General features: G+C 67.7%; 20 protein-coding genes. 3 read left to right on the plus strand and 17 right to left on the minus strand.

Features of this window, described 5'->3' with window-relative positions; genetic code table 11:
- Window positions 1–123: 123 nt before the first annotated feature.
- The 6 genes from ABD301_RS27315 to ABD301_RS27340 form a co-directional block, all read right to left on the minus strand.
- Window positions 124–630, minus strand: coding sequence for a hypothetical protein (locus ABD301_RS27315; RefSeq protein WP_163571496.1), 507 nt, complete (start codon window positions 628–630; stop codon window positions 124–126).
- Window positions 631–656: 26 nt separating this feature from the next.
- On the minus strand, window positions 657–1112 hold the full coding sequence (locus tag ABD301_RS27320) for a helix-turn-helix domain-containing protein (RefSeq protein ID WP_163571494.1): 456 nt from the start codon (window positions 1110–1112) through the stop codon (window positions 657–659).
- 103 nt (window positions 1113–1215) lie between these two features.
- Window positions 1216–2184 (minus strand): asparaginase, encoded by a 969-nt coding sequence (locus ABD301_RS27325; RefSeq protein WP_344313282.1) that lies wholly within the window; start codon window positions 2182–2184, stop codon window positions 1216–1218.
- 37 nt (window positions 2185–2221) lie between these two features.
- Window positions 2222–2944, minus strand: a complete 723-nt coding sequence (locus ABD301_RS27330; RefSeq protein ID WP_344313283.1) for an alanyl-tRNA editing protein — start codon at window positions 2942–2944, stop codon at window positions 2222–2224.
- A gap of 68 nt (window positions 2945–3012) precedes the next feature.
- Window positions 3013–4080 carry a CAF17-like 4Fe-4S cluster assembly/insertion protein YgfZ gene (ygfZ, locus tag ABD301_RS27335; RefSeq protein ID WP_344313284.1) on the minus strand — a complete coding sequence of 356 codons (1068 nt, stop codon included), beginning with the start codon at window positions 4078–4080 and terminating at the stop codon, window positions 3013–3015.
- 20 nt (window positions 4081–4100) lie between these two features.
- Complete coding sequence (locus ABD301_RS27340; RefSeq protein WP_163571492.1) at window positions 4101–4529, minus strand: Fur family transcriptional regulator; 429 nt, start codon at window positions 4527–4529, stop codon at window positions 4101–4103.
- Between the two features lie 135 nt (window positions 4530–4664).
- Here ABD301_RS27340 and ABD301_RS27345 point away from each other — a divergent pair, with 135 nt between their 5' ends.
- The gene (locus tag ABD301_RS27345; RefSeq protein ID WP_344313286.1) at window positions 4665–5537 is read left to right on the plus strand and encodes an aminotransferase class IV; all 873 of its coding nucleotides are present in this window, start codon (window positions 4665–4667) and stop codon (window positions 5535–5537) included.
- A 312-nt stretch (window positions 5538–5849) separates the two neighbouring features.
- On the opposite strand, the gene ABD301_RS27350 is transcribed toward ABD301_RS27345, so the two are convergent.
- The 3 genes from ABD301_RS27350 to ABD301_RS27360 form a co-directional block, all read right to left on the minus strand.
- A complete protein-coding gene (locus tag ABD301_RS27350) occupies window positions 5850–6536 on the minus strand; it encodes an enoyl-CoA hydratase-related protein (protein WP_163571488.1) in 687 nt (228 codons plus the stop codon).
- A 63-nt stretch (window positions 6537–6599) separates the two neighbouring features.
- Entirely contained in the window at window positions 6600–7139 is a 540-nt protein-coding gene (locus ABD301_RS27355; RefSeq protein WP_344313341.1) for a heme-binding beta-barrel domain-containing protein, read from the minus strand.
- Window positions 7140–7288: 149 nt separating this feature from the next.
- Window positions 7289–8137 carry a LysR family transcriptional regulator gene (locus ABD301_RS27360; RefSeq protein ID WP_344313288.1) on the minus strand — a complete coding sequence of 283 codons (849 nt, stop codon included), beginning with the start codon at window positions 8135–8137 and terminating at the stop codon, window positions 7289–7291.
- 70 nt (window positions 8138–8207) lie between these two features.
- Between ABD301_RS27360 and ABD301_RS27365 the strand changes: the two genes are divergently transcribed.
- Entirely contained in the window at window positions 8208–8900 is a 693-nt protein-coding gene (locus tag ABD301_RS27365) for an SDR family NAD(P)-dependent oxidoreductase (protein ID WP_163571486.1), read from the plus strand.
- Window positions 8901–9001: 101 nt separating this feature from the next.
- On the opposite strand, the gene ABD301_RS27370 is transcribed toward ABD301_RS27365, so the two are convergent.
- From ABD301_RS27370 to ABD301_RS27405, 8 genes are all read right to left on the minus strand, one after another.
- A complete protein-coding gene (locus tag ABD301_RS27370) occupies window positions 9002–9322 on the minus strand; it encodes a DUF1416 domain-containing protein (RefSeq protein ID WP_163571485.1) in 321 nt (106 codons plus the stop codon).
- Window positions 9319–10164 (minus strand): sulfurtransferase, encoded by an 846-nt coding sequence (locus ABD301_RS27375; protein ID WP_163571484.1) that lies wholly within the window; start codon window positions 10162–10164, stop codon window positions 9319–9321. The genes ABD301_RS27370 and ABD301_RS27375 overlap by 4 nt, the downstream gene beginning before the upstream one ends.
- The gene (locus ABD301_RS27380; protein ID WP_163571483.1) at window positions 10161–10631 is read right to left on the minus strand and encodes a DUF4395 domain-containing protein; all 471 of its coding nucleotides are present in this window, start codon (window positions 10629–10631) and stop codon (window positions 10161–10163) included. Before ABD301_RS27380 ends, ABD301_RS27375 begins: the two co-directional genes overlap by 4 nt.
- A gap of 288 nt (window positions 10632–10919) precedes the next feature.
- On the minus strand, window positions 10920–11387 hold the full coding sequence (locus ABD301_RS27385) for a thioredoxin family protein (protein WP_344313290.1): 468 nt from the start codon (window positions 11385–11387) through the stop codon (window positions 10920–10922).
- Between the two features lie 68 nt (window positions 11388–11455).
- Window positions 11456–13303, minus strand: coding sequence for a hypothetical protein (locus ABD301_RS27390; RefSeq protein ID WP_344313291.1), 1848 nt, complete (start codon window positions 13301–13303; stop codon window positions 11456–11458).
- Window positions 13300–13905, minus strand: coding sequence for a hypothetical protein (locus ABD301_RS27395; protein WP_344313292.1), 606 nt, complete (start codon window positions 13903–13905; stop codon window positions 13300–13302). The genes ABD301_RS27390 and ABD301_RS27395 overlap by 4 nt, the downstream gene beginning before the upstream one ends.
- Window positions 13906–13987: 82 nt before the next feature.
- Window positions 13988–14752, minus strand: coding sequence for an LmeA family phospholipid-binding protein (locus ABD301_RS27400; RefSeq protein WP_344313293.1), 765 nt, complete (start codon window positions 14750–14752; stop codon window positions 13988–13990).
- An 11-nt stretch (window positions 14753–14763) separates the two neighbouring features.
- Window positions 14764–16233: a hypothetical protein gene (locus ABD301_RS27405; protein WP_344313294.1), complete on the minus strand. Its 1470-nt coding sequence runs from the start codon at window positions 16231–16233 to the stop codon at window positions 14764–14766.
- A gap of 271 nt (window positions 16234–16504) precedes the next feature.
- Here ABD301_RS27405 and ABD301_RS27410 point away from each other — a divergent pair, with 271 nt between their 5' ends.
- Window positions 16505–17215 (plus strand): winged helix-turn-helix transcriptional regulator, encoded by a 711-nt coding sequence (locus tag ABD301_RS27410; protein ID WP_344313295.1) that lies wholly within the window; start codon window positions 16505–16507, stop codon window positions 17213–17215.
- Window positions 17216–17232 lie beyond the last annotated feature (17 nt).

Below are 17232 nucleotides of genomic sequence, written 5' to 3' on the forward strand. Positions count from 1 at the left end.
GGACTACCCCCACACTTTCGGTGCTAGTGACATGGATCAAGCCTACGCACCGGATCCACGGTTGTCGTACGGCCCACGAAAGCGGCCCCGGACACCTGCCCGGGGCCGTCATTTTCGGTCCTACTAGCCGATCTTCTCGGCGCCGTCCTCGACGGCCTTGCCGGCCGCGGCGGCGGTCTTGCGGGCCGAGGTCACGGTGCCCTTGGCGCTGGTACGGGCGCGCTCGGCACCCTTGCGCACGGTGGTGGCGGTGGCCTTGGCGGACCGCGCGGTGGCGTCGACCCGGTTCACCAGCTCCTGGGTGGCCTTCTGGTTGCGGATCGAGTCGACCGTCTTGCGGCCCCGGCTGACCAGGTCCTCGTACGTCTTGGTGGCCTTGGTCTGGGCGTCCTCGAACTGCTTGGTCAGCTGCTCGCGCTGCTTGGCGAGCTGGCCGCGAACCTCTTCGGGCTTGACGCTGTTGCGGGTGCGCTCGGCCAGCTCCTGCGAACGCTTCTGCAGATCGGTGGCCAGCTGCGGGAGTTTGCGCAGCTCTGCGACGGCGAGGTCGCCGACGCCGGCGACCGCGTAGAACGGTCCGGTCAGCAGGTCGGTGGTGGAACGGGTCTCGGTCTTGGTCTCGATGGCCATGACGAATTACCTCCTTGCGGCGGCGACTATTTTTCGCCACTCGCGTCGGTTGTGCTCTCGGACTCTTGGGAGATCTGTCTTTCCACCTCGGCAACGATTTTCGCCGCCGGGGATTCGGCCGGAGTTTCTCCGTTAACCGCGCCGTTGGCGCGACAGAAAGACTCGTAGACCTCGATCAGTATTTGTTTTTGCCGGTCCGTCAGGACCGGGTCCGCGGTGATCGCCTCCGCCACACCCTGATCTTCTCGACCGTCCAGCAGGCCGGCCCGCAAATACATGATCGGTGTCGAGATCCGCAGGGCGGACGCGATCTGTTGGAGCACTTCCGCGCTCGGTTTTCGAAGCCCGCGCTCGATCTGGCTGAGATACGGGTTGCTCACGCCCGCCTGGGCGGCCAACTGACGGAGCGAGATCTGCGCGCGTACCCGCTGTTCGCGGATAAATTCACCTAGCTCACTCAGTGGACCGGTCAATCCGGGCATGTCTCCAAGGTAGCGGCGGGTGCTAGCAATTGCAAGCGCTCAGCTAGCAGATGGACGGTGAGACGAGTCACGATAAACTCACCACAGGTGGTCGACTTGTGACTCAAGTCTCTGACCAGTGCGAACGAATGGCCCCCAACGGCCTTCCGCCGCCCAGGACAGCCGATTCGGCGAGGTCGTCGAGTGTACGGCCTGCTAACCCCAGCCGCCGCAGACCCGCCACCAGCAGGGGCGTACGAGCGCGTTGCGAGCCGTCGGCGATCTTCACCGCGACCGCGCCGACGGCCGGCATCGCGGCCACCAGGACGCCTTCCGCGCCGTCTTTCACCAGCAGGCCGTGCATCCCGGACATCAGCCGGGTCACGTCCCGGTTGGTGCCGCCAATCAACCACGGATGGTCGCGCATCACATCGGCGACGGTCCGCTCAGGCGTACCGACATCAGCGTGTACGAGCCGCTGGAATGCGGTCGCGAGGCCGCGCAACGGCACCGGCCACAGCGGCGCGCCACAGCCGTCCACCGCGGGCTCGGTCAGTTGGTGGCCGGTCAGCTTCGCCAGAGTTTCGCGGATCTGCCGCTGCACTGGGCTGGCCGGCTCCAAATACGCCTCAGCCGGCCAGCCGACCGCGGCGGACGCGCAGAGCATGCCGGCGTGCTTGCCCGAGCAGTTCATCGCGGCCCGCCGCTCACCGCCACCGGAGGCCAGCAGCTCCCGCTGCGCGGCCTCGCCCAGCGGCAGAGACGGCGGGCACCGCAGGTCATCCTCGCCAAAGCCGCTGGTCGCGAGCAGCTCCAGGATCCGCTGGATGTGCTGCGGCTCGCCGCTGTGGCTGGCGGTCACCATCGCCAACTGCTCGCCGGTCACCGCGAGGCCAGTCCGCAACATGCCGGTCGCCTGCAGCGGTTTGTTGGCCGAGCGGGGAAAAATCGGCACGTCCACGGTGCCGGCGGACGCGAGCTCCTGCCCGTACGCGTCGAGCACCACGACCGCGCCGCGATGCGCGCTCTCCACCCGGCCGGAGCGCTCCATCGTGACCAACACCGGGCCGTCGAACACGTCGGAACTGGGCACGACCGCTCGTTCTCCCCGCTCTATGAGAAATGTCTGCTCAGTCGACGATTTTTAGCCGCAGCCGGCGAAAACCCCGGCCCTTGCTCTCCACTTTGGCCACCTGCAGGCGACCGATCGCCTTGGTCGAGGCCACGTGCGTACCACCGTCGGCCTGGGTGTCCAGCCCGACGATGTCCACGATCCGCACCTCGGTGAGTCCGGCCGGCACCAGATTGGTGGCCGTCCGAATGATGTCCGGGATCGCGAAGGCATCGTCGCGGGGCAGCACCTTCACGTCAATCGACCGGTCAGCGGCCACCTCGGCGTTGATCGAGGCCTCCACGGTTTCCTTGAAACCAGGCGGAATCTCCGGCAGGTTGAAATCCATCCTGGCGGTGCCCGGCTCCATGTTCCCGCCGGTCACCAGCGAGCCGAAGTCGCGAAAGACCACCCCGCACAGGACGTGCAGGCCGGAGTGCGTACGCATCAGCATGCTGCGGCGCTCGTCCTCCAGGGCTCCGCGCACGGCCGTACCCACCGGCGGCAGCGGGTCGCCCTCGACTGGCAGCAAGTAGAGCTCGTCGCCCTTGCGGGTGCCGGCGATCCGGGTCTGGACCCCGCCCCACAGCAGTGTGCCGTGGTCCGGCGGCTGGCCGCCGCCACCGGGATAGAAGGCCGAGCGGTCCAACACGATCCCGGTTTCCGCATCGGACTGCAGGACGGTCGCGTCCCACTCCCGCAGGCTCGCGTCCTCGAGGTCAAGCCGGTGCGTGTGACTCATCCCTGGGACCCTACTTCCCGCTCTCGGGCCCCCTCCCGTACGGATCCACGCTCACCCTCCGTGGTGGGTCAGGGGCGGGAGGGGAGGCGGGTGACGCGTGGGCGCTCGCGGACATCGGCGGGGTTCTCGGCCGGGATGCTGTCCGGGTCGATGGCGGCCGCGCGGTCGCCGATGGTCAGCTGGGCGTCGACCGGGACATTGCGCCGTACCAGCGCGAGCGCGATCTGGCCGAGCTCGACGTGCCGCACGGCGGTGCCGACGAAGCCGACCTGGCGCTCGCCGAGCGTCACCGGATCGCCGGTGACCGGCAGGTCCTCGTCCATGCCGTCCAGGTGCAGCATCACCATTCGGCGCGGCGGCTTGCCGAGGTTGTGCACCCGCGCGACCGTTTCCTGGCCGCGGTAACAGCCCTTGTCCAAGTGCACGGCGGACGGCACCCAGCCGGGCTCCTGGACGATCGTCTTGTGGTCGGTTTCGCGGCCGAGCCGAGGCAGCCGATCCGCGACCCGGAGGGCTTCGTACGCCCAGATGCCCGCCGGCGGGACATCGAGTCTTCGCACTGTTTGAAGCAAATCCGCATGCGGCACGAGCAGGTCCGCGGCCAGCCCAGGACCGGCGACGCGGCGAACCCAGCCGCCGCCTGGCAGCGCGGCTGCCTGATCTTCAAGAACCACCCCGATATTCGCGAGAGCAGTGTCGAGTTGCGGGCCGACCAGCGTCAGCAGCGCCCAGTTTTCGGTGACATCGGTGGGATCCACCCGCAGCATGAAGCGCATCGAGTCCAAATAGGACACCAGAGCGGCGGCCGTACCAGGCTCCACGTCCAGCCAGGTCGTCGCACCGTCGTCCAGCACGCCCAGGTGGTGCTCGACGTGCCCGTGCGGCGACAACACCAACGCCTCGGTGCCCTGCCAGGGCGCGAGCCGCTCCAGGTGCTGGCTGGTCAGGCTGTGCAGCCAGGTCAGCCGGTCGACACCGGGCACCGCGATGACGCCCCGGTGCGAGCGGTCGACCACACCGACCTTCTCCAGGAGCGCGCGCTGCTCCTTGTACGGGTCGCCGTAATGGGCCGCCACACCAGCGTCAACGCCGTCAGCGGCAACGGCTCCGGGCAGGGTCAGCAAGGCTGAAGTCACGGTCCAACCGTACTCCGGAATCAGGGCCGACCGGCACAGTCCGCGCACTGCCCGAACAAAGCGAGATGTTCCACATCCAGCTCGAAACCGCGCTCCTCGCGGAGCTTGCGGACCAGCCCGTCGACGGTGCTGGCCGGCAGCTCGGTGACCGTCTCACAGTCCCGGCAGACCAGGTGCAGATGCTGATGCGTACCAGCCGCGTGGTACGTCGGCGCGCCATGCGTCAGGTGCGTGTGGGTGACCAGCCGGAGCTCGGACAGCAGCTCCAGAGTCCGGTAGATCGTGGTGATGTTGACGCCCGCCGCTTTGCCCGCCACCTCGGCGTGGATCTGCTCGGGGGTGGCGTGGACCAGCTCCCTGACGGCGTCCAGGACCAGCTGGCGCTGGGCGGTCATCCGGAGGCCACGCTCGCGCAGGGCGCCTACCAGTGCGGTGTCCGCTTTGGCCATGACTCCATCGTACGCACCCATCCTGGACGCGTTTATCAAGGAGGCCAGGAGTAGCTGGATTTATACAGCCTTTAGACCTGCAAAAACAGCTAGTCCTGGTCTCCTTGATAACAGTCGGCTCAGTAGGCTCGCTGTATGCCGGATCCCTTGCTGCTGACAGTCGATGACGGACATGTACGAGTCGCTGACCGGAGCGCGCCGCTTCTGAGAGCCGACGACCTGGGCGTCCTTCGCGGCGATGGGATCTTCGAGACGATGCACGTGGTCGACGGCGTCGTGTTTGGGATAGCGGCACATCTGGACCGGATGGCGCGCTCGGCGACGCTGATGGAGCTGACGCCACCGGCCCGGGACATGCTGGAGCGACTGGTGGCGGCGGCCGCCGAAGCGTCCCATCAGGCGTGGCCAGCGGGTTGCGAAGGCGCGCTGCGGATATCGGTGACACGCGGGGTGGAGCCGGGCGGACCGCTGACGGTTTTCGCGACCGTCGACCCGATCGGGGCCAAGTCGCTGCGACTGCGGCGCGAAGGCGTGCGCGTACTGACCGCCACCACCGGCTTCGCGACCGACACCAAAGCGGGCGCGCCGTGGCTGCTCGGCGGCGTGAAATCGCTGTCGTACGCGGTGAACATGGCGTCCCTGCGGTGGGCGGAGGCCAACGACGCGGACGACGTGTTGTGGACCTCGTCTGACGGTTATGCGCTGGAAGCGCCGACCTCGTCGCTGGTGTGGCTGGCCGGCGGCATACTTTTCAGCACTCCCAACGAAACTGGGATTCTCGCTGGCACCTCCGCAGGGCAGTTGCTGGCAGCCGCCGAAGACTTCGGATTCCAGGCCAAGAGAGCGCTGATCACGCCGAAAGAACTGCTGGACACCGAGGGCGCCTGGTTGTGTTCGAGCGTACGCGGTGTCGCGGGTATTCGGACCCTGGACGGAAACGCGCTGCCCTTCGACCCGGCACTCACCGCACGGCTCGGCACCGCGCTCGGATTTGCGCTCCGCGCATGAGTGGAAAAAACTCCCTTGCCGGCCGGCCCGAGGCGACGTAGCGTTTGCCGTACACGAAGGAAGGAGGTGGTCGGAACTTGTATAAGTATCGGACTCGTGAGGTGGCTGTCCGCTAGCCGCCGTCCGAAGCAGGATCGGATGACCGACCGCTGATGATGGCGGCCGGCACTATCGGACAGTCACCGGACCCTCGGGCTGCCAACCGTTGTCCAGGTTGGCTCGCCAGCTGACGTTTTCGCGTCGCGGCGAAACGGCCCGAGGGTTTCTACTTTTCTCAGAGTTTCCGTCGATTTCGTGAAAATCGCTGGGTGTCTACGACCCGCCGAGCGCGGAGAAGTCGACGTTCTTCTCCCGCAGCACGGCCAAGGTCTGCGCGTACATCTGCGATTTGATCGCCCCGAGCGTCGCCCCGGCCTTGGCCGCCAGCGGCCGAGCCAGCTCCAGCGCAGCTTCCACCACCTTGTCTTCGTCGGCCACCTGGTCGACGATGCCGGCGGACAACGCGTCAGTGCCGCCGTACCGCCGGGCGGTGGTCATCGCCGTGTGCGCGACCTGCTTGGTGAGCCGGCTCTGGATCAGCGCGGACATCCCCGGCGTGAACGGGATCTGAATGTCGACCTCGGGCAGACAGAAGAAGCCGCGGTCGGCCCGCATCACCCGGAAGTCGTGCGCCAGCGCGATCATCGCGCCGGCCGCGAACGTGTGCCCCTGGAGAGCAGCCACCGTCGGCACCGGGAAAGCCAGCATCCGCGCGAAAAGCCCGTGCACCCGGCCGAGATGGTCCGCGATCTCTTCGAAATGCGCCGCGATCCACTCCAGATCCAGGCCGTTGGAGTAGAACTTCCCGGTCGCCGCGGTGACCAGCGCTCGCGGCCCGTCGCCCTTCTCGACCTCGTCCAGCGCCGCTTCGACGGACGCCAACCAGTCCGGGTGGAACCGGTTCTCGCCGTCCCCGAGGTTGAGGACGAACACGTCCCCGTCACGCTCCAACTGCGGCATGGCCACTCCCTCTCACCGGTCGAGGCTGGCTATGTTACCAGTCGGTAATCGGCCCATCGGGAGTTAGAGGCGGACCAGGCGGCCGGACATGTACGGGCGAAGGGGCTGGTCGCTGGCGGCCTGGTCGACGGCGTAGAGGAGATCGCGCTCGACGATGCCGTAGAGGCGGTGTTCGCCGACCACATCCCGCGCGGTGGAGCTGCGCAGGACCGCGTCGGACGACATCTCGTACCGAGTGCCCTCGACCGTGCCGACCAGCAGCTCGCTGAAGCCGTCCTGGTCAGTGAGCACGACCTCGAAGTCGTCCTTGCCCAGCGGCCGCCACCAGCCCGACTCGCGGCTGTACGGGCGCAGGGGCACGCCGTCCGGGTCGATGATCCAGGTCCGCGACTCGTACGCGAGCACCGCCCGGCCGTCGTGACTGAACCGGACCTCCTGCGCGAAGTCGAAGTCGTCGACGCCGGCGTAGCCGCCCTTGCCGGTGCCCCGCCAGTGCCCGATCAGCGGCAGCAGCCCGAGCAGGTCGCCATGCAGGTCCGGGCCGGAGCGCAGGTCGTGGGTCTCTTCGTACGGGTAGCCCGGGTTGGGCTCGGCGGTGGTCAGCGTTCCCCCCGATAGAGCTTCTGCGCCACGAACAGCGCGAACCAGCCGACCGCGAGGCACGCGGCGACCAGCAGCAGCACGAATATGGTCTCCAACACGCCGCCAACCCTACCGGCCGGCCAACCAGACCCTCAGGACGTCCACGCCCCTTAAATCAGTGGGATCATGTTGTCGGCGTGTTTGGTGGCATGTTTGGTCGCATGGCCGACGAAAGCCGCCACCGCCGGCGAGTGACTGCCCTCCGGCCAGCCGATCATCACCCGGGTCGGCTCGGCATCTTCGACCGGGACGCACACGAGTTCCTCGCGCAGGTGCCGGCGTACGGTCTCGGGAAGCACCGCGATAATCAATCCCAGCACCACAAGTTGCATCAACTGCCCGACATCGCGGATGTTCGGCCGGTCCGCCGGCCAACAGGGCAGCGGCTCGTCGCGCACGTCCCGCATGCGTACGGACGCGCGCCTGGCCAGCCGATGCCCTTGCGGCACCAGCAAAACCTGGCTCTCGACCAGGAATTCGACGGTGTCCAGCCCGGCCAGATCGGTGTGCTCGTGGACAAAAGCAACGTCCGCGCGGCCCTGCCGAATCATGGGCGTCTGCTCCCCCACGCCACCCACCACGATGTCGACGGGCAGTCCGGCCGGATCCGCCGCGAAGGCGGACAGGATCGCTGGCAACAGACCGTGGTCGATGCCCGGCTTCATGGCCACCACGAAATTCTCGGAGCGCTTCCCGGCCCGTTGGGTACGACTCGCGGCCGCGTCGGCGGCTGCCAGCACCCTCTGCGCCTCATGCAGCAATACCTCACCGGCTTCGGTCAGCGCGACCCGCTGGCTGGTACGAGTGAACAGCCGCACGCCGAGTTTTCGTTCCAGCCGCTGGATCGCGCGGGACAACGGCGGCTGCGCGATGCCCAGCCGGCCGGCCGCCCGGCCGAAATGCAGCTCCTGCGCGACGGCCACGAAATAGCCCAGCTCCCGGGTCTCCAACCGCTCCATACCCGTACGGTATCGCTCATGACCGGATCGGTGTTAGCGCCGGACCGGTCGGCAGCGGCAGGCTCGACACATGATCGCACTCGTCACTGGAGCAAGCCGGGGCATTGGCCGCGAGGTCGCCGCCCAGCTCACCGCCCTCGGCCACACCGTCATCGCGGCGACCCGGGCCGGCGGGCCTGCTGGCGTACGGCTGGATGTGACTGACCAGGCCAGCATCGACGCTGCCGCGGTGGCCGTAGAGCAGCGCCACGGCCAGCTGGACGTGCTCGTCAACAATGCCGGCATTTCCGACGGCCCTGGCCATCCACCGCACACCGCCGACCTGAAATCCGTACGGGAGATCTTCGAGACCAACCTTTTCGGCGTCATCGCAGTCACCAACGCGATGCTCCCCCTGCTCCGCAAATCCGCGCATGGCCGGATCGTCAACGTTTCCAGCGGCACCGGTTCGCTCGGTTGGATGACCGACCCCGACCATTACTTCGCGAAAATGCAGGCCGGATCCGCTTACCCAGTCTCAAAAACGGCATTGAACGCACTCACTGTGCAATACGCGAAAGATCTGCGGGTCGATGGAATTCTGGTCAACGCGGCCGCACCGGGCGCCTGTGACACCGATTTCGCCAAGCCCTTCAAGGAAATGGGTCGGGTCATCGCCCGTACCGCGGCCGACGGCGCGGCCGTCATCGTCAAACTGTCCACTTTGGATGATGACGGTCCGACCGGTGGCTTCTTCGACGACAACGGCCCCGTCCCTTGGTAGACACTGCCCTTGGGAAACACTGCCCTGGTAACACTTGGTAGATAACGAAAAGGCCCTCCTACCCGCAGCTGTGCGGGCAAGAGGGCCTTTTTCAGGGAAAACTAGCTGGCGACCGCCAGCGGCGTCTCATTCACGCCGATGGCGGCGGTGACGGTGGCCTCGCCGTTGCCACTGCGGGACAGCGCCCGCACGACCCACTGGCCCGGCCGGGCAAAGAACCGGAACTCGCCGGCCGGCGATGCCTGGACCTCAGCGGTGAACTCACCACTGGCGTCCAGCAGCCGTACGTACGCCTGCGGCACTGGAGTGCCGCCGGCGGTCACGACGCCCTGGATGACGGTTTCCTTGTCCACGTCGATGCCGGCCAGCGACTGTCCCTGGACGGGAGCGCCGCAGCCGTCGCCGGTCAACGGGGCGCTCATGCCTTCGACCCGTCGCCGAGCTCGATCGGCACGCCGACCAGCGAACCGTATTCGGTCCAGGAACCGTCGTAGTTCTTCACCGACTCGTCGCCGAGCAGCTCGTGCAGCACGAACCAGGTGTGGCTGGAGCGCTCACCGATCCGGCAGTACGCGATGGTTTCCTTGCTGTCGTCCAAACCGGCTTCCTTGTAAAGCTCGGCCAGCTCGGTGTCCTTGCGGAAGGTGCCGTCCTCGTTGGCCGCCTTGCTCCACGGAACGTTGATCGCACCGGGAATGTGGCCGCCGCGCTGAGCGACTTCCTGCGGCAGGTGCGCCGGCGCCAGCAGCTTGCCGGAGAACTCGTCGGGCGACCGCACGTCGACCAGGTTCTTCGTGCCGATCGCGTCGACCACCTCGTCGCGGAAGGCGCGAATCGCGGTGTTCGGCTCATTCGCCGAGTAGGTGGTGGCCTTGCGGTCAGCCGGGTCGGTGGACAGCGGACGGCCGTCCAGCTCCCACTTCTTGCGGCCGCCATCGAGCAGCTTCACCGCGTCGTGCCCGTACAGCTTGAAATACCAGTACGCGTACGCGGCGAACCAGTTGTTGTTGCCACCGTACAAAATCACGGTGTCCTCATTGGACACTCCGCGCTCGGACAGGAGCTTCTCGAACTGCTCCTTGTTCACGAAGTCGCGGCGGACCTGGTCCTGCAGGTCCTTCTTCCAGTCCAGCTTGATCGCACCGGCGATGTGGCCGCCGTCGAACGCGGTGGTGTCCTCGTCAACCTCGACGAGCACGACTCCGTCGCTGTCGGCGTTCTTCTCCACCCATTCGGCGGAGACGAGTACGTCGTCACGACTCATGCTGTCACTCCCTTGTCAGATGTGGACCGTTTCACGAAACGCTGGATGAGAAGGTAAACCTGGCAGCCGAGGCAGTAGCCGAAGGCCGCGTTGAGAAATGCCGCGATGAAAGCGAAAGCGGTGGCGATCAGCCCGACAACCCAGCCGCCGGACAGATAGCCGACCGCCCCGACGACCGCGAAGGCAAACCCGACGCCCTGCGCGAACCGCGGCGGTGCCTCCGCTTCAAGCTCGGACGGCGGACCCCACCTGCGGTTGACCGGAGCCCTCAAAAAGGTGCGATAAAGGAAGCCGTAAGGCGCGTATTTGAGGCCAACAAAGGCCCCGACCGCGAAAATTACCGCTTGTACGGCCAACAGCCAGCCGCTGCTGGTCAGCAGCACGACGGCCAGCACGACCGTGGTGATCCAGGCGGCGAACCGTGGACCACGTGGGTCAATTCCTGGGGACTGAACGGGTTCGGACATGCCTGACGCTCCTGACAAACAAAGGGATGAGGTGCGTGAAAGGCGCTACGAGACGCAAAAACTGAAGGCAGGCCGCGATAACGGGACGCGCGGGCTTACTTCGGGCGCAGCGCCGTCAGCAGCCCGGACACAGGCAGGTGGACACGCGGCAGTTGTCGACCGCACGCCGCCGCGTCAGCACCGGGAAAAGTGCTGAGCACGTCAGGTTGGGATTGACCGCCGCGTCCATAGTGCTGCCGAGCGTACCAGCAAACCCGGGTGATGTGGACCTGTCCGAACGCAGCGTAATCACCGCTGCGCAGCGGCTGGCGACCCGCCGGTGGCGGCACTGATCGCAGCCATGACCTGGTCTTTCCGCGGCACCCCGACGGCCCGGCCAAGCTCCTGGCCGGCCGGTCCGAGCAACACCGTGGTGGGCGTGCTGAGCACGTTGAAGGCCCGCACCAACTCCAGGTGGTCGGCCACGTCGACATCCACGTGCCGGACCCGCGGCTCGTCCGCGGAAATGTGGGCGAGCAGCGTACGAGTGCTGCGACACGGCGCGCAAAAAGTGGACGACACCTGCAAAAGAGTGAGATCGACATCGGCGACGGGCTCGGCGCCAGCCCGGGCCAACAAGTCGCGAGCGATCGCCGGCTCCGGCACCGGTGCCTGCGTTCGTACGCGCACCTGCCCCTGCCGCCGCCGCCAGAGCGCACCGCCAATGACCCCGACGACGAGGACGACGCCGAGGGTGATCGCTCCAGCCAGGCTCATAGCACTCTCCAACACGCGGTTGGCGCCGATCCTTCCCGCCACCTCCGGCCCGGAGTCCTCAGCTGTGACTAAGGTCTCGCGTCCGGCGGCCGCTGCGACGATACCCGCGCGGGCACCACGGCGGGAGCCCCCGGCTCACCAGGGGCCGGTCGGCGGACCACTCCCAGCGGCACCTGGGCCAGCTCGGCGGCGGAGAGTACGCGCTGGTCAAAGCCGTTTTCGGCGGCGCCCTGCAAGCGCGAACGGTGACTGAGCGCGGCCGCTGGACGGGCCCCGATCCCGGGCAGCCCACCGCGCACGGTCCGGCTCGGGAAGGGCTCGGCGGTGGTCCGCGGCGGCACCTCGACGGTGTCCACTGGTTGGGACGACATCGGGTGCGACACCGTGTGCTGGCCGCCGTGGTGGGCAAGCGGGCGGTCCGTACGCGCCGGCTCGGGTGTCCCCGGCCGAACCGCCGGCTCCGGTTGGGCGTACCGCTCGACCTTCTCGATCAGCACGGTGATCATCTGGTCGCGCTGTTCGATCGCCTTGTCCCGCTTGCCAATCGCCTCGGCCAGCCGGTTGATCACCGCGTCCCGCTCGTCCAGCCGAGCGAACAGCCGCTCGATCAGCCGATCCCGCTCGACCAGCATGCCGATCATCTGGTCACGGTGCTCAATCGCCTCATCGCGGTTGCCAATCGCGTCGACCAGCTTGTTGATGACGGTGTCCCGCTCGCCCAGTCGGTCCACCAACCGATCCCGCTGGGCGAAACTGGCGATCAGGTGCGCGCCGGTGACCTCTTCCTGGCCTTGGTCGTAGTCGCGCAGGTCCAACTCGCCGTCCGCGAAATCGACATCTATCACGGTGTCGTGCTCGGGATTTTCCACCGTCACCTGGGTTCGCGCGGCATCGGCTGTTTTTTCCAGCCGCGGTTCCGATTCCACGGTCGCCGGCTCGGCTTCGGCTGGCTCTGTCGTTTCGACTGGCTCGGCTTCGGCCGGCTCGACCATTTCAACGGACTCGGCTTTTTCCGCCGGCTTGGCCGCTTTTACGAGATCGACGGCGACGACCGGCTCCGCCGGCCCGGCGGTGGGCTCCAGTGCCTCGACAGTTTCGACCGGAGGCTGGCTTTGGGCGACCACTTCGGCAGGAACAATATTCTCGGGAACACTGTTTTCGGGAACACTGTTTTCGGGAACACTGGGAACCGGGTTTTTCGGGATTTCGTCGGCGTCTGGGGCCGAATGCCGCCCGCGCCGGCGCGGCGGGGCCACCACCGGCTCAGCCTCGACTCGTACGTCCACGACCTCCGGCTCGGGGGCCGCCGGCCGCACGTCCGCGACTTCGGCTGCCGCCGGCCGCACGTCCGCGAAATCGCTTTCGGCGGGACGTACGAAATCAGCTTCGGCAGGACGTACGTCCGCCGTCTCAGGGTCGACGGAGCCAACGTCCGTCAGCCGCGGTTCGGCAGACATGGCGCCGAAAGTCGGCAAGTCCACATCGGACTCGGCGAGACGGTCCGGCACTGCAGGCGCGTCCACCGGCCGCTGTGGGCGGGCGAACTCGGTGACGCCTTCGGCCGACACCAACGAGCACGCCAGCCGATAAAGGTCGGAATCGGGATGGTCGGCGATTTTCCGCCACCCCTGAACCGGGTTGCTCATCGCTGAGACCAAGCCAAAATAGTCCGCGTGGCCGACCCGGCCGCCGACCATTTCGGTGAAGAACTGTGACATTCCGTCGAAAGTCAGCGTCGCTGGCAACGTACGAGCGATCGCTTTCAAATCCGCGCTGGAGGCACCCAGCCGGCCGGCGACCCTGCGCCACATGGCCGGGCCGGGGCGGGCGTGCAGGGCCCGCCGCGGACCGATCAGATAGGTCTGTCGGAGCACGTTCTGGGTGTCCTGATTGACATGCCGGGTGGGGACGGTCATCCGGCCGGCTCCAGAAACCCGCAGCGGGACGAGACAATCATCGGCACGGCGGCGGACAGCACGTGCCCGAGTTCCTCGGCGTTGAGCGGCGCGTCCGGCGGCAGCTCCTTCTCGTACCGCAGGACTTCCTCCCACAACGAGGATCCGGTGAACGCACCGCACCAGAACGAATAGACGTCCGGCACGACTTCGAGCAACACGTTGCCGTCTCGGCCGATCCGGAAGACCTCCGGGCGCTCGGCCGAATTTCCCATCCCCTGGGCGCTGGGATGCAGATTGTAGTTGCGCAGTAACTCAAGTGCGGTCCGGCTGCCGGGCTCGAATTCGGCCAGCAACCCGTCCGCGAGCATTCTTTCCACCACGGTTCCAGCGGCCGGCCCGACCAACGCCTCGCAGAGCTCGATCAGCCGGCGGCGGGTGAACTGCAGCCGGGCGTGCGCCTGCACGTCGACGTGCGCGGTCGACCACACCTGGTAGGCATCTCGCGGAAGTCCCGCCGACTGACTACCGACAGTGACTTCGTAGTAGTGGGGCTCCGTACCGCCGTCCGGTCCGAACCGGGGGCCGTTGTCGAACCCGACCGGCACGATGATCGTCGCCACCAGCTGCACTCTCCAAGCTGAACTCCGCGCTGCAATGGGTCACGGTAACAGTGGCGGTGCCGAATCGGGAGATGTCCTGACGTTAGCCAGCCGTAAGGTGCACCTGGCGAGCGCCGGCATCAATGACCAGATTCTGCCCGACCAGCTTGACCGAACTCAGGCGCAGACCGTACGGCAGCTGCGGAGACTTCACGAAACGGGCCAGCTGGCCGGTCAGCGCGTTGCCCGCCGCGGCGGGCAACGGCACGCCGCCGATGGTCAGTTTGGACAGGCTGATGGTCAGCTGGCCGTTGGTCACCCCGACGGTGGCGAGGCCACTGACCACTCCGCCCAGGCCCGCGATCTCGGCCGGCGCGCTGATCCGGATGTTGGCGCCCTCGGCGCTCAGCTTGACCCCGCGCGGGGCCAGCGGCGCGGCGATCCGGGACAGCGGCAGCACCGCGGTGGCATCCACCCGGTCCGCGATGGCGGCCGAGAGCCGCTGGTTGACCACGTCGTTGAGCGGCCAGGTGATGTCCGTCGCGGTCACCGTCAGCGAACTCAGCTGCAGCCCGGACAGCGGCACATCCACGATGTGCGCGTCCAGGCCGGTGTAGTGCCCGCCGATGACCTGGTTGAGAAACGGGAAGCCCTCCAACTGCACGGACTGGACGGTCCCGCCATCTTTGGCCAGCGTGCTCGCCAACTGGGTCTTCAGCCGGTCCTGTGCGTACGAGGCGGAAGCCCGATCAGCCACCACCAACAGGACCACCAGTATCAGCAGGATCACCAGCAGCGCGATCACCCACCGCCGCCCGCGGCGACGCTTGCGTGGGCGTACGACATCGACGTCGAACAGTTCACTCAAAGCACCCTCGCTCAAAGAACCACCGCTCCATAAGTCCACGCGCCCAGGATGGTCATCGCCAGCGCCAGGCACGGCCCGAGCAACGGCCGGATGGTCGAGCCGGCGAGCTGTTCACCGGCGGCCAACCGGCCGGCCACCGCGTACGCCTGGCCGAGGTCCAGCAACATGGTGACCAGTCCGACGCCAAGCCCGAGCAGCCCGGCGTACAACGGGCCGATGGCGACCAGCTTCGCCACCAGCACACCCGCGCCAGCGGCGCCGACCGCGCCGATCGCCAGCCCGACCAGGCCGCGCGGCACGCCCGGGGCGATCGCCGGCCGCGGCAGCGCCGCGTCGGTGGCGTGGCTGAGCAGCGCCGCCGCCCCGGCCATCGCGAGGAAGCCGGCCAGCACGCCGGCGCCCTGGTTGCGGACGAGCGCGATCGACGCGCCATAGCCGACCATCGTCACCGTCAGCACCATCGCGGCGCCGAAAGCCCCGGTCACCTGCGCGCGCTTTCGGCCGCGGCCGAGCTGCACCAGGATCATCGCGATCCAGGCGATCGCGACCACGCCGACCACCGCCGACAGGTCCGGCCCAGTGCCGGTGCCGGGCATCACGTGGTAGCCGAGGGCGCCCAACGGACCGCCCTGAATCAGCATGAAACCGTCCGCGACCAGGGCCGCGGTCAGCGACACCCCGGCCACTCCCCACCGGTTCGCCGAGTGCCCGCCAAACACCCACACGGCCGCCACCAGCAGCTGCGCGAGCACCACGACTCCCGTGTACGCCGTCGGGCTGAGCAGGCCGCCACCGGCTCCCAACGCCCCGGCCAGCAACGCGGCCACCACGCCAAGGACGGCCGAAACCGCCCGCGGCGGCAGGCCGGACGGCTGCTCACGCGGCGGCGGGGTGACGTCTAACGGCTCCACCTGGTGGTCGTCGTCGTCCAGCAACGAGGCCGGCGGGGTGGTCGAGTGGTAGGCCGGATATTCGTACGGGCTCTGGGCAGCGGCCGGCTGAGCCGGCTCGGATGGCGGCTGAGTGGCCCCGTAGGCGGGCTGGCCATACCCACCCGGGGTCTCGCCCTGGGGGTGGTCCTGATCGTTCGGCTGTTGTTCGTACGGCTGCGGTGGGTACGGCTGCGGTGGGTAGGCAGTGTCGCCGGGCGATCCGTAGCCGTACGCGTTCGGGTCGTACGCGGCCGCGCCTTCGTCGGCGGGCGCGTACTCGGCAACGTCGTACTCGGCAACGTCGTACGAACCAGCAGGCGTGTCGTACGGACCGGCGGAGGCAGCGTCGTATCCGCTGTCTGCCGGCGGGCCCCAGCCGGGAGCGCCGGCCGCCGCGGCGGCGGAGACCGCTGGAGCCGCCGACACGCTGGCCGTCTCGATCCCGCCGTCCATCCCGGCACCGACGCCGTCGGCACTGGCACCACCAGCGGGCCCGCCAGCAGACACTGCCTGGCCGGCCGGTGGGTAGGTCCCCGGGTCCGTACTCATCCCCACGATCGTGCCATGCCAACGGCCCCTCTCCGCCCCCGAGACTTGCCCTTGATGGCCCATCACGGGCAAACCCGGTGGCCTGGATGTCTCATTAAGGACATTGGATGCCTTAACGGACCATCGGTGCCAGAGCTGACGGCAGCACAGGTACCCGGCTACCAGCGGAGAAAACCCTCCGTGATCAACCTCTCGACCACTCGCACGGCCCCATTCGGCCAGATCTCCGATATTCTGCATCGCTACAGGAGAATGTAGGGAGGGGCGAAAAATGGACATTCTCGTCATGTCCGACGACGCACCCGCTGCCGTACTGCCGGCACTGGACCTGCTTGGACACACCACTCGATCGGCTCCGCGTGACGTTCGGTCACTCCTCCACACCACCAGTCCGGACGTGGTCATGGTGGACGCCCGTACGGACATTGCCGGCGCCCGCGCCACCTGTCGGGTGCTCCGGGCCACCGGTCTCAACGTGCCGCTGCTCGCCGTGCTCACCGAAGGCGGCCTGGTCGCGCTCACCGCGGAATGGGGCATCGACGACCTGATCCTGGCCACCACCGGCCCAGCCGAGGTCGAGGCGCGGCTACGGATGGTGACCGGCCGACAGGCCGAGGACACCACCGGCGACAAGGTGGGCGTCATCCGAGCCGGTGACCTGGTGATCGACACCGCCACCTACGCCGCCAAGATCAAGGGCCGACCGCTCGACCTCACTTACAAGGAGTTCGAGCTGCTCCGCTTCCTGGCCCAGCACCCCGGCCGGGTCTTCACCCGGGACCAGCTGTTGCGCGAGGTCTGGGGTTACGACTACTTCGGCGGCACCCGTACGGTCGACGTGCACGTCCGGCGGCTGCGGGCCAAGCTCGGCCTGGAGTTCGAGACGATGATCGGCACGGTCCGCCAGGTCGGCTACAAGTTCGTCGGCCCGTCCGCACGCGCGCTCCCCGAAGAAGCACCCGCACCGGTCGTTCGTCTCTAGGAATGCAGACCCGCCCG

The organism is Fodinicola feengrottensis, from assembly GCF_039530045.1.
In the GTDB taxonomy this organism is placed as follows: Bacteria; Actinomycetota; Actinomycetes; order Mycobacteriales; family HKI-0501; genus Fodinicola; species Fodinicola feengrottensis.